Origin of the sequence: Pelomonas sp. CA6 (assembly GCF_022549225.1) — a bacterium.
In the GTDB taxonomy this organism is placed as follows: Bacteria; Pseudomonadota; Gammaproteobacteria; order Burkholderiales; family Burkholderiaceae_C; genus Roseateles.
The window spans coordinates 43,386-64,357 of sequence record NZ_JAKZFD010000016.1; the positions used below are offsets into that span (position 1 = coordinate 43,386).

The 20,972-nt window shown below is 68.3% G+C and carries 14 protein-coding genes; 6 read left to right on the forward strand and 8 right to left on the reverse strand.

From position 1 onward, the window contains the following. Nucleotide 1: 1 nt before the first annotated feature. The 4 genes from LZ017_RS20790 to LZ017_RS20805 are packed head-to-tail and all read right to left on the reverse strand — an operon-like array spanning nucleotide 2 to nucleotide 4,708. Nucleotides 2–976 (reverse strand): ABC transporter permease, encoded by a 975-nt coding sequence (locus LZ017_RS20790; RefSeq protein WP_241398848.1) that lies wholly within the window; start codon nucleotides 974–976, stop codon nucleotides 2–4. Beyond that, on the reverse strand, nucleotides 969–2,090 hold the full coding sequence (locus LZ017_RS20795; RefSeq protein WP_241398849.1) for an ABC transporter permease: 1,122 nt from the start codon (nucleotides 2,088–2,090) through the stop codon (nucleotides 969–971). Before LZ017_RS20795 ends, LZ017_RS20790 begins: the two co-directional genes overlap by 8 nt. Next, nucleotides 2,087–3,682, reverse strand: coding sequence for an ABC transporter ATP-binding protein (locus LZ017_RS20800; RefSeq protein WP_241398850.1), 1,596 nt, complete (start codon nucleotides 3,680–3,682; stop codon nucleotides 2,087–2,089). The genes LZ017_RS20795 and LZ017_RS20800 overlap by 4 nt, the downstream gene beginning before the upstream one ends. 30 nt (nucleotides 3,683–3,712) lie before the next feature. Beyond that, nucleotides 3,713–4,708 (reverse strand): BMP family protein, encoded by a 996-nt coding sequence (locus tag LZ017_RS20805; RefSeq protein ID WP_277604829.1) that lies wholly within the window; start codon nucleotides 4,706–4,708, stop codon nucleotides 3,713–3,715. 295 nt (nucleotides 4,709–5,003) lie between these two features. Here LZ017_RS20805 and LZ017_RS20810 point away from each other — a divergent pair, with 295 nt between their 5' ends. The 3 genes from LZ017_RS20810 to LZ017_RS20820 are packed head-to-tail and all read left to right on the forward strand — an operon-like array spanning nucleotide 5,004 to nucleotide 9,057. After that, a complete protein-coding gene (locus tag LZ017_RS20810; protein WP_241398851.1) occupies nucleotides 5,004–5,291 on the forward strand; it encodes a FeoA family protein in 288 nt (95 codons plus the stop codon). Then, on the forward strand, nucleotides 5,284–7,173 hold the full coding sequence (locus LZ017_RS20815) for a ferrous iron transporter B (protein WP_241398852.1): 1,890 nt from the start codon (nucleotides 5,284–5,286) through the stop codon (nucleotides 7,171–7,173). The genes LZ017_RS20810 and LZ017_RS20815 overlap by 8 nt, the downstream gene beginning before the upstream one ends. Before the next feature lie 57 nt (nucleotides 7,174–7,230). After that, nucleotides 7,231–9,057, forward strand: a complete 1,827-nt coding sequence (locus LZ017_RS20820) for a DUF885 domain-containing protein (protein WP_241398853.1) — start codon at nucleotides 7,231–7,233, stop codon at nucleotides 9,055–9,057. Nucleotides 9,058–9,078: 21 nt separating this feature from the next. On the opposite strand, the gene LZ017_RS20825 is transcribed toward LZ017_RS20820, so the two are convergent. Further along, the gene (locus LZ017_RS20825) at nucleotides 9,079–10,173 is read right to left on the reverse strand and encodes a DUF418 domain-containing protein (protein WP_241398854.1); all 1,095 of its coding nucleotides are present in this window, start codon (nucleotides 10,171–10,173) and stop codon (nucleotides 9,079–9,081) included. Between the two features lie 119 nt (nucleotides 10,174–10,292). Between LZ017_RS20825 and LZ017_RS20830 the strand changes: the two genes are divergently transcribed. Continuing rightward, nucleotides 10,293–10,526: a SlyX family protein gene (locus LZ017_RS20830; protein WP_241398855.1), complete on the forward strand. Its 234-nt coding sequence runs from the start codon at nucleotides 10,293–10,295 to the stop codon at nucleotides 10,524–10,526. A 54-nt stretch (nucleotides 10,527–10,580) separates the two neighbouring features. Here the strand turns inward: LZ017_RS20830 and LZ017_RS20835 are convergent, their stop codons facing one another. The 3 genes from LZ017_RS20835 to cysD form a co-directional block, all read right to left on the reverse strand. After that, nucleotides 10,581–11,282, reverse strand: a complete 702-nt coding sequence (locus tag LZ017_RS20835) for a glutathione S-transferase N-terminal domain-containing protein (RefSeq protein ID WP_241398856.1) — start codon at nucleotides 11,280–11,282, stop codon at nucleotides 10,581–10,583. 222 nt (nucleotides 11,283–11,504) lie between these two features. After that, nucleotides 11,505–13,394: an adenylyl-sulfate kinase gene (gene cysC / locus LZ017_RS20840; RefSeq protein ID WP_241398857.1), complete on the reverse strand. Its 1,890-nt coding sequence runs from the start codon at nucleotides 13,392–13,394 to the stop codon at nucleotides 11,505–11,507. Continuing rightward, complete coding sequence (cysD, locus tag LZ017_RS20845) at nucleotides 13,395–14,342, reverse strand: sulfate adenylyltransferase subunit CysD (protein ID WP_241398858.1); 948 nt, start codon at nucleotides 14,340–14,342, stop codon at nucleotides 13,395–13,397. Nucleotides 14,343–14,531: 189 nt separating this feature from the next. Between cysD and LZ017_RS20850 the strand changes: the two genes are divergently transcribed. Continuing rightward, a complete protein-coding gene (locus tag LZ017_RS20850) occupies nucleotides 14,532–15,377 on the forward strand; it encodes a sulfotransferase (RefSeq protein ID WP_241398859.1) in 846 nt (281 codons plus the stop codon). Between the two features lie 144 nt (nucleotides 15,378–15,521). Beyond that, on the forward strand, nucleotides 15,522–20,972 hold a 5,451-nt coding region (locus LZ017_RS22185), incomplete at its 3' end, for a DUF4347 domain-containing protein (protein WP_277604830.1).

A 20,972-nucleotide genomic window follows, 5' to 3' on the forward strand; every position in this document is an offset into this window, starting at 1 on the left:
ATCACCGTTCCTTGACATAGGGGCGCGACAGCGCCTTGGGCGCCACGGCCTGGCCGATGAAGCCGGCCAGCAGCACCACCGTCAGCACATAGGGCAAGGCCTGGACGGCCTGAACCGGCACCTCGCCGCCGCCCAGCGCCGCCGGCAGCGTGACGCCCTGCATGCGTATCGCCACCGCGTCCAGGAAGCCGAACAGCAGGCAGGCCAGCAGCGTCGGGATGGGCCGCCACTTGCCGAAGATCATCGCGGCCAGCGCGATGAAGCCACGCCCCGCGGTCATGTTGGGCGAGAACGAAGCATTCTGCGCCAGCGTCAGGTAGGCGCCACCCAGGCCGCAGAGCACGCCGTTGAGCATCAGCGCAGCGTAGCGCAGGCGCGGCACGGACACGCCGGCGGCGTCCACCATCGCCGGGTTCTCGCCCACCGCGCGCAGGCGCAACCCGGGCCGGGTGCGCTCCAGGAAGAACCACACCACCAGCACCAGCGCGAACGCCAGATACACCAGCGTGTTGTGGCTCAGCAGCCCGTGGCCGACGATGGAACCGAGCCAGTCGCCCGCCGCGGGCTCCGCCCAGCGCGTGGCCAGGCCGGTGATGCGCTGCTCTGCCGCGATGGGCGGCGTTTGCCCGCCCTGGTTGAACCAGGCGATGCCCAGCACCACGGTCAATCCGGCGGCCACCATGTTCAGCGCGACACCGGAAACAACCTGATCGCCGCGATGCGTCACGCAGGCAAAGCCGTGCACGGCCGACATCGAACAAGCCACCAGCACCGCCGCCAGCAGGCCCAGCGGCATGGAGCCGTAGACGCTGGTCACGGCCGCGGCGGCGAAGGCGGCGGCCAGCATCTTGCCTTCCAGCCCGATGTCCACCACCCCCGAGCGCTCGGACAGCAGGCCGGCGAGCGCCGCGAACAGCAGCGGCGTGGTGACGCGCAGCGTCGACCCCAGCACCGAGGCGATCAGCACCTCATCCATGAGTCTTCACCTCGGAACGTTGGACGCAGGCATAGAGCCTGGCGAACAGCGGCGCGCTGACCATGGCCATCGCGCCGGCGAACAGCACGATCAGGCCCTGCACCGTCACCACCATCTCGCGGCTGAAGCCCTGCAGCTCGAAGGACAGCTCCACGCCGCCCTGGTAGAGGATGCCGAACAGCAGCGACGCCAGCACGATGCCGACCGGATGGTTGCGGCCCATCAAGGCCACCGCGATGCCGGTGAAGCCGGCGCCCGCCACGAAGTCCAGCGTCAGCTTGCCCTGCACGCCGGAAATCTCGTTGACGCCCACCAGCCCGGCCAACGCACCCGACAGCCCCATGGCCGCCAGCACCTGCCAGCGCGGCGCGATGCCCGCGTAATGCGCGGCACTGGGGTTGGCCCCCACCGCGCGCAGCACATAGCCGGCGCGGCTGCGCCACAGGAACCACCAGACGAAGACGCAGGCCAGCAGCGCCAACACGATGGACAGGTTCAGCGGCGACGACGGCAGCTCCAGCCCCAGCCGGGCGGCCAGTTCATGGATGGCCGGCATGCGCGCCGAGTCGGCGAAGGCCTCGCTCTCCACCGACATAGAGCCCGCCGGGCGCAGCCAGTTCACGAGCAGATAGCCGTTCAGGCTGGCGGCGAGAAAGTTGAACATGATGGTGGTGATCACCACATGGCTGCCACGCCAGGCCTGCAGATAGCCCGGCACCGCCGCCCACAGCATGCCGAAGCCGGCCGCCGCCAACACCAGCAGCGGCAGCATCAGCGCCGCCGGCAGCTTGGGGCCCAGCCACAGCGCCAGCAGGCCCACGCCGATGCCGCCCAGCGTGGCCTGGCCTTCGCCGCCGATGTTGAACAGGCCGCCATGGAAGGCCACGGCCACCGCCAGCCCGGTGAAGATGAAGGTCGTCGTGTAGTACAGCGTGTAGCCCAGGCCGCGGGCACTGCCCAGCGCGCCGTTGAGCAGCACCGTCAACGCGTCCCAGGGGCTCTGGCCGATCACCAGCACCACGCCCCCGGCCACCAGCAGCGCCACCAGCAGGTTCCACAGCGGCAGCAGCACCAGGTCCATCCAGCGCGGCATCGTCAGCGCCTGGCTGCTCATGGCTCAGCCCTCCCCGTCTCGGACGCGGCGGTGTCGGGCTGCGCCGCCATCAGCAATCCCAGGGTCTTTTCGTTGCATTCGTGAATCGCCAGTTCGCCAGTGATGCGTCCGCAGTTCATCACCAGCACGCGGTCGGACAGGGCCAGGATCTCGTCCAGCTCACTGGACACCACCAGCACCGCGCAGCCCTCGTCGCGCAGGCGGCGCAGCTGGCCGTGGATGAACTCGATGGCACCGATGTCCACGCCGCGGGTGGGCTGGCCCACCAGCAGCACCGCCGGCTTCTGGTTGATCTCGCGCGCCAGGATCAGCTTTTGCTGATTGCCGCCGGAGAACTTGGACGAGCCCAGCTCCGCGTTGCGGGGGCGGACGTCGAACTGTTCCATCATCTGACGCGTCTGGCTGCGCATATGGGCTTGGTCCATGCCCAAGCCCAGCGGCGCGGCGCGGTACTGCGCCTGTTCGTGATAGCCCAGCGCCGCGGTCTCCCAGGCCGGGAAGCTCAGCACCATGCCCAGCAGGTGTCGGTCCTCGGGCACGTGGGCGAGCCGGAAGGCGCGCGCGCTGCGCGGGTCCAGCCAGGACTGGGCCGAGAAGCTGCGGCCAGCCAGCGACAGCCGACCCGCGTCCGGCGCGCGCATGCCTGACAGCAGCTCCAGCAGCTCGCTTTGCCCGTTGCCCGACACGCCGGCCACGCCGACGATCTCTCCGGGACGCAGCGACAGGCTGACCTCCTTGAGCAGCGCCACGCCGGCCTCGCTGCGCAGACTGAGCCCCTCGGCGCTGAGCACCGGGGCCTGGGCCTGCGGCGCGCCGTCCATGTCCGGCCGCGCCAGGTTGACCTTGCGGCCCACCATGCTTTCGGCCAGATCCTCGGGGCTGGTGTCGGCGATCGCGCAGGTCTTGATCACCTCGCCGGCGCGCATCACCGTGACGGCATCGCACAAGGCCATCACCTCGCGCAGTTTGTGCGTGATCAGCAGGATGGTGGTGCCGCGTTCGCGCAGCCGGCGCAGCACCTCGAAGAGCTGGTCGGTTTCCTGCGGCGTCAGCACCGCGGTGGGCTCGTCCAGGATCAGGATGCGCGCGCCGCGGTAGAGCGCCTTCAGAATCTCCAGCCGCTGCAGCTCGCCCACCGGCAGCTCGGACACCAGGGCGTCCAGGCGCACATGCAGCCCGGTCTCCTGCATCAGGCGGTCCAGCTCGCGGCGCACGCGGCGCTGCGCGGCGCCGAGGAAGAAGCCGCCTTCGGCGCCCAGCATCACGTTGTCCAGCGCGCTCAGCGTCTCGACCAGCATGAAGTGCTGGTGCACCATGCCGATGCCCAGCGCGATGGCCTGGTGCGAATTGCCGATCTGCACACGCCGGCCATTCACCTCGATATGTCCCTCGTCGGCAAGGTAGTAGCCGTAGAGGATGGCCATCAGCGTGCTCTTGCCCGCGCCGTTCTCACCGATCAGGCCATGCACGGTGCCCGGCGCCACGCTCAGATGGACGGCGCGGTTGGCCTGCACGGCGCCGAAGCGCTTGGAAATGTCGCACAGACGGACAGCGGGCGGCACGCCCGGGCCGCCGCGTGGAAGTTCAGCCATGGAAGATGCGCTGTGCTGCGGAAGAGCCGGTCAGAGCTTGCAGGCGTTGTCCGCCATGTAGTCCGCCACCTTGATCTTGCCGGCGATGATGTCGGCCTTGTAGGCCTCCAGCTTGGCCTTGATGGGCGCGGGGATCAGCTTCTCGTTGTGCTGGTCGACGGCATATTCCACGCCGCCTTCCTTCAGCCCCAGCACGCTGATGCCGGGCTTCCACTCCTTCAGCACGTTGTACACGGCCACGTCGACGCGCTTGACCATGGAGCTCAGCATGGTGCCCGGCTGCAGGTGGTTCTGGTTGCTGTCCACGCCGATCGCGAACTTGCCGGCATCCTTGGCCGCCTGATAGACGCCCACGCCGGTGCCGCCGGCCGCGGCGAAGACCACGTCCACGCCCTTGGCGAACTGCGCCTTGGCCAGCTCGCCACCGCGCGTGGGGTCGTTCCAGCTGCTCGCGGTGGTGCCGGTCATGTTCTTGAAGACCTCGACCTTGGGATTCGCCACCTTGGCGCCCTGCTCATAGCCGCACTGGAACTTGCGGATCAGCGGGATGTCCATGCCGCCAACGAAGCCCACCTTGGCGCTCTTGCTGGTCAACGCGGCCAGCGCACCGACCAGGAAGCTGCCTTCGTGCTCCTTGAAGACCACCGACTGCACATTGGGCATGGCGACCTTCTCGTCGATGATGACGAACTTGGTCTTGGGGAAGTCCTTGGCCACCTGGCTCAGCGCCGAGGCCTGAGCGAAGCCCACCGAGATGATGGGGCTGGCGCCCCGCTCGGCCATCCGGCGTATGGCCTGCACGCGCTGGGTTTCGTTGCTGATCTCGAATTCGAGGTACTTGCCCTTGGTTTCGGCCTTCCAGCGCTCGACGCCGCGGTAGGCGGCTTCGTTGAAGGATTTGTCGAACTTGCCGCCCATGTCGAAGATCACCGCCGGCGTCGTCTGGGCCGAGGCCAGACCGGATGCCAGCGCCAGCAGGACGCCGGCCAGCTTGAACGACACGGGAATCGGGGCGGAACGCTTCATTGCAAACCCAATGCGACTGATTGATGGACCCGCCAGCATGCAGCAGAAAGCAGGCCATCGCGGCCACCCCTGCCAGGGACTGAACGGAGCAGCGGCAATTCTAAGAAGGCGGGAGTGTAGACCACTCTAAGGAAAACGCTAAACGTTTGCGCCCCTCTGTTGCCTGGGTTGACGGCGCCCAAGTCTGCGGCCCGGCGGTCTGAAAATCGCCCTTTCACTGCGCTGGCGCAAGAACCGGATATTGAGAATCAGTATCATCTGCGGTTTCGAACCGGACCGTCTGCCCAGGACCGCCATGCGCTCCCCCAACGCCCTGAACCTCTCACTCGCTCCGCTGCGCCGGCCCCACCGGGTACGGGCATTGGCGGCTCCCGACCATGCGCCGGAATGGAAATCCTGGCTGGAAGAACTGGGCTTCCTGCCCGGCGAGCATGTCAGCGTGCTGAGCCACGCGCTGCCCGGCCGCGATCCGCTGGTCGTGCGCGTGGGGCAATCGACCTATGCGCTGCGTCGCGCCGAAGCGGCCTGCGTGCTGCTGCACGAGGCCGGCGACGAGCCGGGCAAGGGGGCTTCCCATGCATGAGGCCGTCGTCCACGTCCACCCGGCCGGCCCCCTGCTGGCCCTGGTGGGCAACCCGAACTGCGGCAAGACGGCGCTGTTCAACCGCCTGACCGGCAGCCGCCAGAAGGTCGCCAACTACGCCGGCGTCACGGTGGAACGCAAGGAAGGCCGATTCCGCACCCCCGGCGGCAAGAGTCTGCGGGTGCTGGACCTGCCAGGCACCTACAGCCTCTATCCGCGCTCGCCGGACGAACGCGTGACCTGCGAGGTGCTGGCCGGCCAGGCCCGAGGCGAGAAGCGCCCCGACCTCGTGGTCTGCGTGCTGGACGCCACCAACCTGCGTCGCAATCTGCGCCTGCTGCTGGCCGTGCAACGCCAGGGCCTGCCCTGTGTCGTGGCGCTGAACATGTCCGACCTGGCCGAGCGCCGCGGGCTGCGCGTGGACGTGCAGCGGCTTTCCAGCCTGCTGGGCCTGCCGGTGGTTCAGACCGTCGCCACCCAGGGCGAAGGCCTGGAAGAACTGCGCCAGTTGCTGGATCGCCCGGAAGTCTGGACCCGCCCCGAAACCGCCAGCGCGCCCGCCCAGGACGACAGTCCCGAACAGGACCAGGTGCGCATCCAGGCCTTGCTGAAGGCGCTGGGAATGGACGCCCACCACGGCGAGCTGCCCAGCGACCGCATCGACCGCGTGCTGCTGCATCCGGTGCTGGGCCCGGTGCTGCTGGCCGTGCTGCTGTTCTTCCTGTTCCAGGCCGTGTTTGCCTGGGCCGAGGCCCCAAAAGGCTGGATCGAAGCCGCCACCGCCTGGCTGGGCGCACAGGCCGGCGCCTGGCTGCCCGAGGGCTGGCTGCGCAGCCTGGTGGTGGACGGGCTGATCGCCGGCGTCGGCGGCGTGCTGGTCTTCCTGCCGCAGATCCTGATCCTGTTCTTCTTCATCCTGGTGCTGGAGGAGTCGGGCTACCTGCCCCGCGCCGCCTATCTGCTGGATCGGCTGATGGGCTCGGTGGGCCTGTCCGGGCGCAGCTTCATCCCGCTGCTGTCCAGCTTCGCCTGCGCCATTCCCGGCATCATGGCCACGCGCTCGATCTCCAATGCGCGCGACCGCCTGGTCACCATCATGATCGCGCCGTTGATGACCTGCTCGGCACGGCTGCCCGTCTATGCGCTGCTCATCGGCGCTTTCGTGCCGCAGCGTGAGCTGTGGGGCGGCATTGAACTGCAAGGCCTGGTGCTGTTCGTGCTGTACTTCGCCGGCATCGCCTCCGCGATGGCGGTGGCCTGGGTGCTCAAGCGCTTCACCGTCAGCGGGCGCCAGGTGCGTCCGCTGATGATGGAACTGCCCAGCTACCACTGGCCTCACCTGCGCAGTGTGGCGATCGGCCTGCTGCAGCGCGCGGAGATCTTCCTGAAGCGCGTCGGCGGCATCATCCTGACCCTGACGCTGCTGCTGTGGTTGCTGTCCAGCTTCCCCGGTCCGCCGGAAGGTGCCACCGGCGCGCCGATCGAGTACAGCATCGCCGGCATGCTGGGCCGGGCGCTGGCCGTGGTCTTCGAGCCCATCGGCTTCAACTGGCAGATCAGCCTGGCGCTGGTGCCCGGCATGGGCGCCCGCGAGGTGGTCGTCAGCGCGCTGGGCACGGTGTATTCCTTGTCCGCCACCGGCGACGACACCGCGCAAGCCCTGACCCCGCTGATCGCCCAGTCCTGGGGGCTGCCGACCGCCTTCTCGCTGCTGGCCTGGTTCGTGTTCGCGCCGCAGTGCATCTCCACACTGGCGACGGTGCGCCGCGAGACCGGCGGCTACCGCATCCCCGCGCTGATGGTGGCCTATCTGTTCGGCCTGGCCTATCTGGCGTCGTGGATCACCTTCCACGTCAGCCGCTGGCTGCTGGGCGGGGGCTGAAGCCGGCGCGCCCATGACCGCTGGCGGGCGCGCGAGGACGCCCTATGCTTGCGCCCCATGCAAGCCCGCCCCAGCCCCATCCGCCGCCCGCTCGTCGGCGCCCTGCTCCCCCTGGCACTGAGCCTGTCCCTGGCCGGCCTCGCCCTGCCGCCGGCCCAGGCCGGCACCGCGACCGGCCCGGCGACCAGTCAGGCCCGCGACGCCCAGGCCTTCGAGAGCCTGAGCCACCAGTACATCGAGGCCTTGTGGCGACAGGAGCCCGAGTACGCGGTCGCCGTGGGTCGCTATGAATTCGCCCCGCGCGCCAGCATCCCGGATGCCGCACAGCGCGAGCGCGCACAGCGACTCGCGCGCCACTGGCTGGCGCGGTTCGAGGGCGTGGATGCCGCCCGTCTCAGCGCCGCCCAGCGCACCGACCTGGGCCAGCTGCTGAACAAGCTGCGCGCCGACGTCTTCGCGCTCACCGAATTGCGTGAGCACGAGTGGAACCCTTCGCTGTACAACGTGGCCGGTCCGCTGGACGCGATCTTGAACACCGACTACGCCCCGCTGCCGCAGCGCCTGCGCGCGCTGACGCAGCGCCTGGCCTCGGTGCCCGCCTACTACCGCGCGGCGCGCGCCAGCCTGGGCACACCGACGCTGGAGCACACCGAGCTGGCGATCGCCCAGGCGCCCGGCGTGCTGGCCGTGCTGGACGAGGTGCTCAAGGTGGCGCGGTCCTCGTCGCTGCCGGCGGCCGAGCAGCGTCTGTTGCGGCAACGCGTGGACGCCGCCCGCCAGGCCGTCGACGGCTATCGCGCGCATCTGCAACAGCGCCTGGCCGAACTCAAGGCCAGCGGCCAGGCGCGCTCCTTCCGGCTCGGACGGTCGCTGTACGACACCAAGTTCCGCCACGACATCCAATCGGCCCACAGCGCCGAACAGGTCTACGCCAAGGCCCTGGCCGCGCGCGAGGCGCTGCTGGCACAGATGGAGCAGCTGTCCGACCAGCTGTGGACCCAGACCCAGGGCGATACCCCCAAGCCGGCCGATCGCATCGACAAGATCGGCCGCGTGATCGCCAAGCTCTCCGAGCGCCACGTCCGCCGCGAGGACTTCGTCAAGGAGATCCGCGCCCAGATCCCCGAGCTGGAGCGCTGGATCATGGCGCACGACCTGCTCACGCTGGACCCCGCCAAGCCGCTGGTGGTGCGCGAGACCCCGGTCTACCAGCGCGGCGTGGCCGGCGCGGGCATCGAAGCCCCCGGCCCCTACCGGCCACAGGACCGCACCTATTACAACGTGACCCCGCTGGACGGCCTCAGCGAGGCCGACGCCGAAAGCTCGCTGCGCGAGTACAACCACTGGATCCTGCAGATCCTCAACATCCACGAGGCCATCCCGGGTCACTACACCCAGCTGGTCTACGCCAACAAGTCGCCGTCGCTGGTGAAAGCCTTGTTCGGCAACGGCGCGATGGTGGAGGGCTGGGCCGTCTATGGCGAGCGCATGATGCTGGAGTCGGGCTACGGCGGCAATTCGCCCGAGATGTGGCTGATGTACTGCAAATGGAATCTGCGCAGCGTCACCAACACCATCCTGGACTACAGCGTGCACGTGCTGGGCATGCAGGAGCGCGAGGCCCTGGACCTGCTGAGCCGCCAGGCCTTCCAGACCGAGCGCGAGGCGCAGGAGAAATGGCGCCGGGTGCAGCTCACGTCGGTGCAGCTGACCAGCTATTTCAGCGGCTACAGCGAGATCATGGAATTGCGCGAAGCGCGCCGCCAGGCGCTGGGCCCGGCCTTCCGGCTCAAGGATTTCCACGAGCAGTTCCTGAGCTATGGCAACGCGCCGGTCAGCGCCATCGCGGCGCTGATGGCCCAGCCCGCCACGGGCAAGCCCTGACCCCAGCGGCACCGCCGCTGCTCAGGCGCCGGGGCCGGGAGGCCTCGGCGGCCGGGTGAGCCGGCGCATCACCCATTCGAGCGGCCCCTGCGGTACGCGGCGCATCCAGAGCCAGGCCAACAGCAGCGCCACCAGCGCGAAGCCGAGCGCGGCCAGCAGCACCTCGGGCAGGCCAGCCCGACGCGCCGGGTCCAGCCAACCCAGCGCCTCCAGCACGCCCATGCCGATCAGGATATGGGCCAGGTACAGCGTCAGCGTCATGCGCCCCGCGGGCAGCAGCCAGCCCCAGACCCTGCCGCCCAGGCGTCCCAGCAGCAAGGCCATGCCCACGGCCGCCGTCGCGCTGCCGCCCGCCGACAGCATGTACAGCGGCACCGGTGGCAGCGGGTCCACCCCCAGGAAGCCGACCCAGTCCGGCCAGGCCGCACGCCCCGCGCGAGACACGACGCCCGCCAGCGCCGCCACCGCCGCGCCGCCCGCGACCAGCCAGCACGCGGTCGAGACGCGCTGCAGCGCCAGACCTTGCAGCCACAGCCCCCAGATCAGGAAAGCGCACCAGGGCAGCACCGGATGCCAGCCATTGAAGAGCAGGTGGCGAACAAAGCCGGCCGCGGAACCGAGGCCCACGTATTCCATGCGCGACCAGTCCCAGCCGGCCCCATAGTCGTGCGTCAGCATCCACAGCGTGGACAAGCCCATGACCAGCAGCGCCAGCGCCGGCCAGCTGCGCCGCGGCAGGGCCAGCACGCCCGCGCCCACCAAAAAGTACAGCGCGTAGTAGTGGATGATGTCTGGCGGGAAAACGAGCAGATTGAGCAAGCCGACGGCCGCCAGGAACAGCGAGCGCCGCCAGATCCATGCCCAGCGCTCGGCCCCGTCCATGCCCCGCGTGGCCAGCGCCAAGCCCATGCCGGCCAGCACCACGAACAAGGCCGCGGCGCGGCCGGACAGCGCGTCGAACCCCCATTGCAGCCAGCGCGGCGCCTGAGCGTCCTCTGCCACGCCCATCGCGACGCGGAAGTTGACCAGCAGCATGCCCAACCACGCCCAGGCGCGCGCCAGGTCCAGCCCGATCAGACGTTTGGCGCGCGGCGCCTCCCCTGCCCTTGTTTCCATGCAGTCCCCCCGATGCGCCCGATTCTCGGCATGCCCGGGGCGCCGGCAAGCGCGCGGCGCCGTCACAATGCGCTGCGCGCCCGCCTGCGTCGGGATGGATTTGCGGTCCAATGCGGGCCATGAGCGCAACACATGACCCCGGACAGGAGTCGCCGCTGGAGCGGCGCGTCACCGAACTCGAGATCAAGGCCAGCTTCAGCGAAGACCTGCTGGACCACCTGAACGCGCTGGTGGCTCAGCAGCAGGCGCAGATCGACGCGTTGCTGCGCGAGATCGCCCGGCTGCGCCAGCAAATGCCCGAAGGCCGCGACGGCCCGCGCAGCCTGCGCGACGAACTGCCACCTCACTACTGAACGCCGGGCCCGCGTGAGGCCGGGCAAGGCGTATGCCCGGCCGCGGCCGGCCTGTCAGGCTGCCGGGATCTGCTGTCCGCGCTGCACCGCCGGACGCGCCAGGAAAGTCTTCAGCACGCGATCCACCTGGGCAAAGCCGGCATAGTCCACCAGCTCGCCCGCGGCATAGAAGCCGATCAGGTTGTTGACCCAGGGGAAGATCGCGATGTCGGCGATGGAGTAGCCGCTGTCCAGCATCCAGTCGCGACCCGCCAGATGCCGATCCAGCACGCCCAGCAGCCGCCGCGATTCAGCCACATAGCGATCGCGCGGCCGCTTGTCCTCGTACTCGCGGCCGGCGAATTTGTGGAAGAAGCCCAGCTGGCCGAACATCGGGCCCACGCCGCCCATCTGGAACATCAGCCACTGCAGCGCCTGGTAGCGCTGCGCGGGATCGGACGGCAGCAACTGCCCGGTCTTCTCGGCGAGATAGCAGAGGATCGCGCCGGACTCGAACAAGGCGAGCGGTTCGCCGCCCGGGCCATCGGGATCCAGGATCGCGGGGATTTTGTTGTTCGGATTCAGCGACAGGAACTCCGGCGACAGCTGGTCCTGGCTGTCGAAGCTGACGCGGTGCGCCTCATAGGGCAGCCCGGTCTCCTCCAGGAAGATGGACACCTTCACCCCATTGGGCGTGGGCAGCGAGTACAGCTGCAGGCGGTCCGGATGGCGCGCGGGCCATTTGCGCGTGATGGCGAAACGGGAAAGATCCTTCATCGAATTCCTCGGCAATGAAACAGCCCTGACCGGCGATTCAGCTGGGCTCTGGGTGTGGTCCGCGCGAAGGCGTGGACAGTCGGACGGTGGGGCCGGTGGACCTTGAACATGGGCAGGACCGCGCCGCCGGTGATCGGCGTCTTCAGGCCCATCATGATCCGCGGCTTCGGCCATTGCGGCATCGCATCTCCGCGATCGCCAGACGGCATCCCACGCATGCACTCAAACAATGTTCTGCCTTCGAAGCAACTCATGGATTTGCTGCGCCGCCTCCTGCGCACTCTGCCGGCTGCTGTCGATGCGCAGCTCGGGCTGATCTGGCGCTTCATAGGGCGAGTCGATGCCGGTGAAATTGGGCAGTTCGCCCCGCCTGGCCTTGCGGTACAAGCCCTTGGGATCACGCGCCTCGGCCACGGCCAGGGGCACGTCCACATGAATCTCCAGGAAGCGGCCCGGCTCCATCAGCTCGCGGGCCAGTCGCCGTTCGGCCCGAAAGGGCGAGATCGCGGCCACCAGCACGATGAGGCCGGCATCGACCATCAGCCGTCCCACCTCCGCCAAGCGACGGATGTTCTCCACTCTGTCGACGTGACTGAACCCCAGGTCCTTGCACAGGCCTCGGCGCACATGATCGCCGTCCAGCAGATAGGTGTGACAGCCCTGCGCATGCAGGCGCTGCTCCAGCAGATTGGCAATGGTGGACTTGCCCGCTCCGGACAGCCCCGTGAGCCAGACCAGGGCGCTGCCATGCCCCATGAGCTGCTGGCGCGCGGCCCGGTCCACACTCAGGCGCTGTGGATGCAAATCGCGCGCCGGCGCCAGCGCACGGTGCAGCATGCCCGCGGCGATCGTGGACTGGCTCAGTCGGTCGATCAGGATGAACCCACCGGTATCTCGATTCTCGGCATAGGGATCAAAGGGCAGCGCCCGGTCCAGCACCAGCGTGCACACCCCGATCTCGTTAAGGCCGAGCGCCTCGGCGGCCAGGGTCTGCCCGCCCCCGACATCGAGGCGATGATGAAGCTCGGCCACTTGGGCCCCGACCGTGCGGGCGCCCAACTTGAGCAGGTAGGACCGACCGGGCAGCAGCGGCTCCTCCGCCATCCAGACCAGGCTGCACTCGAAACGCTCCGCCACGGCGGCGGGCGCCTCGGCGGCGCAGATCAGATCGCCGCGCGAGATGTCCAGCTCGCGATCCAGGGTCAGCATCACCGACTCATCCACCCCTGCGTGGTCGCGATCGCCCCCGGGCGAGACCAAACGCTGCACCCGCGCCTCCTGCCCGGAGGGCTGGACGCAAATCGCGTCGCCGGGCTTGACGCTGCCGGCCACGATCAGACCCGCGTAGCCGCGGAAATCGGAATGGGGCCGACACACCCATTGCACCGGCAGCCGCAGCGGGGTTTGACCGCGCGCCGCCCCATCGTCGAGGCGATCATCCTCCAGCGCCTCGATCAGGGTGGGCCCGCGGTACCAATCCATCGCGCCACTGCGCCGGAGCAGGTTGTCGCCCCGCAGCGCGCTGACCGGAATCACCTGCGGCGCGGCCAGCCCGATCCGCGCCGCGAAATCGCCGTACTCGGCCGCGATGCGCGCGGCCACCGCCTCGCTCCAGCCCACCAGGTCCATCTTGTTGATCAGCAGCAGCACGTGACGAACGCCGACCAGGCGCAAGAGCTGGCTGTGCCGCCGCGTCTGGGTCTGCACGCCCTGGCGCGCATCCACCAGCAACACGGCCAACTGGGCCGTGGACGCCGCCGTGACCATGTTGCGGGTGTATTGCTCATGCCCCGGCGTGTCCGCCACGATGAACTTGCGCCGGGCCGTCGCGAAGTAGCGGTAGGACACATCGATGGTGATGCCCTGCTCGCGCTCGGCGCTGAGCCCGTCCAGCAGCAGCGCGAAATCCAGCGCTGCCCCCTGCGTCCCCCAACGGCGGCTGTCCGCCTTCAGCGCCGCGAGCTGGTCTTCGGGAATGGCATCCAGCTCGTACAACAGGCGCCCCATCAAGGTGCTCTTGCCGTCATCCACGCTGCCGCAGGTGATCAGCCTCAGAACGCTTTGAGGAGCGGCATCCACAGCCTGCGTGCCCATCGGGCCGTTCGCCGTCATTCAAAAATACCCCTCTTGCTTCTTGCGCTCCATGGAGGCCGCGCCATCGTGGTCGATCAATCGCCCCTGGCGCTCGCTGCTGCGCGAGGCCTGCATCTCGGCCAGCACAGCCTCGGGCGTCCGCGCCTGCGACTCGATGGCCCCGGACAGCGGATAGCAACCCAGGGTGCGAAAGCGTACCTGCCGCCACTGGGGCTGCTCGCCCGGGCGCAGCCGCATGCGCGCGTCGTCCACCACGATCAGCGCGCCATCGCGCTCGACCACGGGGCGCTCCTGCGCGAAATAGAGCGGCACGGTCTCTATGCCCTCTTGCACGATGTAGCGCCACACCTCCGCCTCGGTCCAGTTGCTGAGCGGGAACACCCGCAAGGACTCGCCCGCGCGCTTGCGCCCGTTGTACAGGCGCCAGAGCTCGGGACGCTGAAGCTTGGGGTCCCAGCGCTGGCTGCTGCTGCGCAGGCTGAAGATCCGCTCCTTGGCGCGACTCTTTTCTTCGTCGCGCCGGGCGCCGCCAATCGCTGCATCGAAGCGGTGCAAGGCCAGGGCCTGCAGCAGCCCCTGGGTCTTCCACAGATCCGTGTGCAGCTGGGAGCCATGGTCGAAGGGATTGATGTCCCGGGCCAGTGCCTCCGGGTTGCGATGCACCAGCAGCTGCACGCCCGGCAGCGAGGCCACCCTGTCTCGTTGTTCGTACATCGCCCGGAACTTCCAGCCGGTGTCCACATGCAGCAGCGGAAACGGCAGCGGCGCCGGCCAGAAGGCCTTGCGCGCCAGATGCAAGAGCACCGAACTGTCTTTACCCATGGAATAGAGCATCACGGGACGCTCGGCCTCGGCCAGCGCCTCGCGCAGGATATGGATGCTTTCAGACTCCAGCAGCTGCAAAGGGGACAAAACCGGAACTCCTTGAGGCCATGTCGGCGGCCTGCTTTCTAACAAACCCCCCATGGCAATCCTGGCGGGCGGCGCGGCGATCTGTGATCCAAGTCTCAGTTGTGTTCCTCTCACAACAAAAACTGCAAGCCCCTTGAAAGGGGACTGGTAGCATCATTCGCACACTTGCAAAGAATAATTTCAAAACAGGGCAGCAGTTCTCATGGGGGCTCGCGGCCTTTTGCTGATTGGGGGAGATTCAGTTTGGCTGTAGCGCCGCAGTTTCACTTCATCTCGGGCCTGCCGCGCGCGGGCTCCACCCTGCTGGCCGCCTTGCTGCGGCAGAACCCCCGTTTCCATGCCGGCATGACCAGCCCGGTGGGCGCCTTGTTCACGAACATGGTCAGCCAGTTCAGCGCCGGCAGCGAGTTCGGTCCGATCATCACCCAGGAGCAACGCCAACGCCTGCTCCGCGGCGTGTTCAACAGCTACTACGCGGATGCCCATGGCAAAGAGGTGATCTTCGACACCAACCGCCTTTGGTGCGCCAGGCTGCCCGCGCTGATGGACCTGTTTCCGCAGGCCAAGGTGATTGCCTGTGTGCGCAATGTGGCCTGGGTGATGGACAGCATCGAGAAGCTCTACCGGGCCAACCCCTACGAAAACACCAAGCTGTTCAGCGACGACACCGAGCGCAGCACCGTGTACAGCCGCGTGGAGACGCTGGCGCAGCGCAATCGTCTGGTGGGCTTCGCCTGGTCGGCCCTGAAGGATGCCTACTACGGCGAGCATGCCAAGTCGCTGCTGCTGGTGGAGTACGAGCTGCTGGCCAAGGTGCCCGACAAGGTGCTGAGGCTGGTGTACGACTTTCTCGGTGAACCCTGGTTTGAGCATGACCTGGAACGCATCGAGTACGACGCCCCGGAGTTCGACGAAGCCCTGGGGCTCAAGGGCCTGCACAAGGTCAGGCCGCGCGTGAGCCTGGAGCCCCGGCGCAGCATTCTGCCGCCCGATCTTTTTGAGCAGTACGCCAAGCTGAGCTTCTGGCAGGACGCCAACAACAGCGAGGCCAGCGTGATCCGGCCGAGCGCCAGTCACACGGCGGCCTGATCGGGCCGGCATGTTGTCAATCATCCAGCGGCCGACATCCGACGCTGCATCTATCTGAGGTGATCCGTCATGTGGTGGACCAAGGACAAGCCTTCTCAGCAAGCGACAACCGGCTCGACTCGCCATACCCCCAAGCACCCGCCGATGACTGGCAGTCCGCTGATGCGGGCGCTGGAACCGCGCATCATGTTCGACGCCGCCATGGCGGCCACCGCAGCCCATGAAGTCGTGGCGGAGGCCGACCATGCCTTGCCGGCGAATCGAGAGACTCACGGAGATCCTCAGCGTGGGGATTCGACGAGCGTGACCGCTGCGGCGCAGGCCACTCCGCGCAAGGAGATCGTTTTCGTCGACACCCGGGCTCCCGACTACCGGGCTTTGCTTCAAGGGGTGGCCCCGGGGGCCGAGGTCATTCTGCTCAGCACGGACAAGGACGGCGTTCAGCAGATCGCCGATGCGCTGGCCGGCCGCAGTGGCATCGATGCCATCCACGTCATTTCCCATGGCGACTCCGGGGTGCTGCTGCTGGGCAACAGCCCGCTTTTCGAGGGCAATCTCACCCAGTACGCGGCTCAGCTCTCGGGTATCGGCAAGGCCTTGACCGCCGACGGCGACATCCTGCTTTACGGTTGCGAGGTAGGCGCCGGCAGCGAGGGCCGAGCCTTCGTGTCGAAACTGGCGGACATGACCGGCGCGGACATCGCTGCGTCCGACAACAACACCGGCGGAGCTGCCCGTGGAGGCGATTGGAACCTTGAGATCAGGACCGGCGAGGTCGCGGCCAGCAGTGCCCTCAATCTGACCCAGCTCGGCAGTTACGACCACCTGCTGGTCACCACCTCGGTGAGCACCCTCGCTCAGCTGAAAAGCGCGATTGCCACGGGCAGCACCGACGGCGTCGACGATGTGATCACCCTCACCGGCAACATCACGTTCGCCGGCATCGCAGACACCATCGCCATTAACGTCACCGACGGCCATACCTTGCAGATCGTCGGTGGTGGCTTCGCACTGGACGGTGCCCACAGGGCCCGGGTGCTGGACATTAGCACCACCGGTGCCAACTCCAAGGTCGCGCTGGACAACATCATCATCCGCAACGGTCTGATCGTCGGCAACGGTGGCAATGAGGGGAGCGCCGCGATGGACAGTGTCGGCGCCGGCATCTACAACGCGGGCGTACTGACCATCACCAACAGCACCATCACGGCGAACAAGGCGTCCGGCGGCGGTGGCGGCGGTGGCGACTCCGGTGGCTACTACGGCGGTGGCGGCGGCGGCGGCGGCGGTTTCGGAAGCACCTCCGGCGGCTTCGGCGGCTCCAGTGCTGGCGCCGGCTTCTCGCCCACGCCCGCTTCCGGCATCACCGGGGGCAATGGCGCGGGCGGTACTGGCACCTTCGGGGGGCGTGGCGGCGGTGCGGCCGGCGGTTCAGGCGGCAGCTACAACGGCGATGGTTCCAACACCAGCGGCTATACCGCAGGAGGTGCGGGTGGGTCGGCCAACAACGGCAGCATCAGCATTGGCGGCGGCGGCGGCGGCGGTGGTGTTTCCGCGGTCGGAGGCAAAGGGGGCGCAGCTGCGGGGGGCATTTTCAACGCCAGCAGCGGCTTCCTGACCATCGTCAACAGCAGTGTGACCAACAACCTGGGGGCTGGTGGCGGAGGCGGCGGCGGGGTCTCCGTCGACGCGGCCACAGGCCCTGGCAACAGAGTGGGCAATGGTGGCGCAGGCGGCGCCGGGGTCGGTGCCATCTGGAACGCCGGCGGCACGGTGCGGATGGACAACACCAGCTTCAACACCCTCTCCACCGGCAACGTCGGCGCAGGCGGGTTGGGCGGCAAAGCCACCGGCGGCGTCAACGTCAACGGTGCCGACGGCTCATCCTCCTCGACGATCTACACAACCAATGGCGGCACCACCGACACCAGCTACAACCCCAACGCCGCGCCCACCATCGGCAACCTCAACGGCGACAGCGTCGCCTGGAGCGGCGCGGGCAATACCGTACGCCTCGACGTGGGCAGCAACGCCAGCCTGGCCGATGCCGAGCTGGGGGCGCTGAACGGCGGCAATGGCAACTGGTCGGGCGCCAGCCTGGTGATCCAGCGCAACGGCACGGCGGTGAGCAGCGACGTGCTGGGCTTCGACACCGCTGGCGCGCTGTTCACCGTCAGTGGCAGCAACCTGCAGTCGGGCGGGCAGACCTTCGCCACCTTCACCAACACCGGTGGCGTGCTGACCATCACCTTCACCAGCAGCGGCACCACGGCCACCACGGCGCTGGTCAACGACGTGGCGCAGCGCATCACCTATCGCAACGACACGCCGGCTGGCGACGCCAACGTCAAGGTCACCCTGAATGACGGTGCCGGCGCCAGCGCCACGGCCAATGTCACGGTGGCCAGCGACTTCATCTACGTCACCAACGCCAACGACACCGCGACCATCGACCCCAGCAACGGCACCAGCTTCAGCGAGGCCGTGGCCATCGCCGCGGCCGACAGCACCGGCACCCAGACCATCGTCTTCGCCAGCAGCCTGGCCGGCCAGACGCTGAACCTCAATACCGTGTCGATCAACGAGAGCCTGACCCTCGACATGGACCAGGCCAGCGGCCTGATCCTCACCGGCGGCACCATCACCCTGGGCGGCGGTACCACGCAGACCTTCACCCACGGCGCCGGCGACACCGCGACCATCTCCAGCATCATTGCCGGCAGCGGCGCCCTGACCAAGGCTGGGGCTGGCAACCTGACCCTCTCCGGCGCCAGCAACACCTTCTCCGGCGCCACCACCATCAGCGCCGGCACCCTGACGGTCAGCGGCGGGGATGCGATCGGCACCAACAGCAGCGTAGCCGTCGCCGCCGGTGCCACCCTGGCCCTGGCCAGCAACGAGACGTTCGGCAACCTCTCCGGCGCCGGCTCGGTGACCCTCGGCAGTTCCAACCTCACCAGCCTCCAGACCGCGGACACCACCTTCTCCGGCTCCATCAGCGGCACCGGCGGAGTCACCTTCAGCCAGAGCGGTCCCGCCACCTATTCGACGACCCTGTCCGGCACCAACACCTACACCGGGACCACCATCCTGGCCAACTACGGCTGGCTGAAGCTCGATGGCGACGCCTCCATGGCCAACAACAACTTCGTGCGGGTCAACGGCAACGGCACCCTGACGCTGCTGTCGGACCAGACCATCGGCAGCCTGGCGAGCAACACCCTTAGCGCCAGGATCCAGCTGGGTAGCTACACCCTCACCGCAGGGGGCGATAACACCAACACCACGGTGCTCGGTGTGATTTCCGGCACCGGTTCGCTGGTCAAGCTGGGCAGCGGCAGCATGAGCCTGCTCGGCACCAACACCTACGGCGGCACCACCACCGTCTCGGCCGGCACCCTGTCGATCGCCGGTGACGGCAACCTGGGCAGCGGGGCGGTCAACCTGGCGGATGGGACCGTGTTCAACATCTCGGGGGCCAGCACCGTCGACAATGCCATCACCCTCACCGGCAACAGCACCATCAACAACGGCAACGCCGTCACCCTCAGCGGTGCCATCAGCGGTGCCTACGATCTGACGAAAACCGGCAGCGGCAACCTGACCCTGTCCGGCAGCAACAGCCACGGCGCCACCGTCGTCAACGGGGGCACCCTATCGGTGGCCAGTGATGCCAACCTGGGCAGCGGCGCGGTCACCCTGGGCAGTGGCACCACGCTGCAGGTCACCGGCCTCACCACCATCGACAACGCCATCACCCTCGCAGGCGATGCCACTGTCAACAACTCGGCGGCCGTCACCCTGTCGGGCGTGATCAGCGGCGCTTTCACCCTGACCAAGGCGGGCGCCAGCACCCTGACCCTGTCCGGCAGCAATACCCATGGGGCCACCACCGTCAGCGCCGGCACCCTCAGCGTCGACGGCGACAGCAACCTGGGCAACGGCACCCTGACCCTGGGCTTCGGCTCCACGCTGGTGGTGACGAGCGCCACCACCATCGACAACGCCATCGCCTTGAGTGGCAGCGCCACAGTCAACACCGGTGCCGACACCACCCTTTCCGGGGTGATCAGCGGCAGCAACAGCCTGACCAAGTCTGGCGCCAACACTCTGACCCTGAGCGGCAACAACACCTTCACCGGTGCCACCAGCGTGAGCGGCGGGACCCTGAGCATCGCCAGCGACGCCAACCTGGGCGCCGGCAGCGTCAACCTGGCCAACGGCAGCACGCTGCAGATCACCGGCAGCACCACCGTCGACAACGCCCTGGCCCTGACCGGCCTGGTCACCGTCAACGCCAGCGCGGCCTCCACCCTGTCCGGCACCATCAGCGGCACCGGCAGCCTGACCAAGACCGGCACCAGCAACCTGACCCTGAGCGGCAGCAACACCAACAGCGGAGCCACCACCGTGGCTGCGGGCACGCTGGTGGTCAACGGCAGCACCAGCAGCGCCACCACCGTGTCCAGCGGCGCCACCCTGGCGGGCGGTGGCACCCTGGGCGGAGACGTCACCGTGCAGAGCGGCGGCACCCTGTCCCCGGGCGGCGCGGGCGTCGCCACCCTGACCGTCAACGGCAACCTGACCCTCACCTCGGGCAGCACCCTGGCCCTGGACATCAACGGCACCACCGCCGGCACCGGCTACGACCGGGTGGTGGTGAACGGCGCCGTTGACGTCTCCGGCGCCACCCTGGCGGTGACCCACGGCTACGCCGCCGGCAGCGGCGACAGCTATGCCGTGATCGTCAACGACGCCGCCGACGCCGTCACCGGAACCTTCAGCGGCGTCAACGAAGGCAGCAAGTTCAACGCCGCCGGCAACGGCACCGAGCTGACCACCAGTTATGTGGGTGGCAGCGGCAACGACCTGAGCCTGACCGCGCCCATCGCTCCGACCGTCACCAGTGTCTCGTCCAGCAGCGCCAACGGCACCTACAAGATCGGCGACGTGATCACCGTCACCGTGCGCTTCGACAGCGCGGTGAACGTGACCGGCACCCCGACGCTGACCCTGGAGACCGGCACCACCGACCGCGTGCTCAACTACGTCTCCGGTTCGGGCACCGACACCCTGAGTTTCAGCTATACCGTGCAGGCCGGCGACAGCTCCGCCGACCTCGACTACGTCTCCAGCTCGGCGTTGAGCCTGAATGGCGGCACCATCAAGGATGGCGCCAACCAGAACGCCATCCTGACCCTGGCGGCCCCTGGCGCGGCGGGCTCCCTGGGCGCCAACAAGGCGCTGGTGGTGGACGGCGTGCGACCGGGCGCCACCAGCATCACCCTCAGCGACACGGCCTTGCGCATCGGCGAGACCGCCACCGTCACCATCACCTTCGCAGAGCGGGTGGTCGGGCTGGATGTCGCCGACTTCAGCGTGGCCAACGGCACCCTCAGCGGCCTCAGCACCAGCGATGGCGGCCTGACCTGGACCGCCACCTTCACCCCCGGCGCGAACATCAGCGATGCCACCAACCTCATCACCCTGGACAACACCGGGGTGATGGACTTGGCGGGCAACGTCGGCAGTGGCACCACCGATTCGGTCAACTACGCCATCGACACCCAGCGCCCCACGGCCACCATCGTGGTG

Excerpts from the sequence above, each read along its gene's own strand:
- LZ017_RS20790 (WP_241398848.1), bottom strand. The coding sequence starts at position 976 with ATGGATGAGGTGCTGATCGCCTCGGTGCTGGGGTCGACGCTGCGCGTC.
- LZ017_RS20795 (WP_241398849.1), bottom strand. The coding sequence starts at position 2,090 with ATGAGCAGCCAGGCGCTGACGATGCCGCGCTGGATGGACCTGGTGCTG.
- LZ017_RS20800 (WP_241398850.1), bottom strand. The coding sequence starts at position 3,682 with ATGGCTGAACTTCCACGCGGCGGCCCGGGCGTGCCGCCCGCTGTCCGT.
- LZ017_RS20805 (WP_277604829.1), bottom strand. The coding sequence starts at position 4,708 with ATGAAGCGTTCCGCCCCGATTCCCGTGTCGTTCAAGCTGGCCGGCGTC.
- LZ017_RS20810 (WP_241398851.1), top strand. The coding sequence starts at position 5,004 with ATGCGCTCCCCCAACGCCCTGAACCTCTCACTCGCTCCGCTGCGCCGG.
- LZ017_RS20815 (WP_241398852.1), top strand. The coding sequence starts at position 5,284 with ATGCATGAGGCCGTCGTCCACGTCCACCCGGCCGGCCCCCTGCTGGCC.
- LZ017_RS20820 (WP_241398853.1), top strand. The coding sequence starts at position 7,231 with ATGCAAGCCCGCCCCAGCCCCATCCGCCGCCCGCTCGTCGGCGCCCTG.
- LZ017_RS20825 (WP_241398854.1), bottom strand. The coding sequence starts at position 10,173 with ATGGAAACAAGGGCAGGGGAGGCGCCGCGCGCCAAACGTCTGATCGGG.
- LZ017_RS20830 (WP_241398855.1), top strand. The coding sequence starts at position 10,293 with ATGAGCGCAACACATGACCCCGGACAGGAGTCGCCGCTGGAGCGGCGC.
- LZ017_RS20835 (WP_241398856.1), bottom strand. The coding sequence starts at position 11,282 with ATGAAGGATCTTTCCCGTTTCGCCATCACGCGCAAATGGCCCGCGCGC.
- cysC (WP_241398857.1), bottom strand. The coding sequence starts at position 13,394 with ATGACGGCGAACGGCCCGATGGGCACGCAGGCTGTGGATGCCGCTCCT.
- cysD (WP_241398858.1), bottom strand. The coding sequence starts at position 14,342 with ATGGGGGGTTTGTTAGAAAGCAGGCCGCCGACATGGCCTCAAGGAGTT.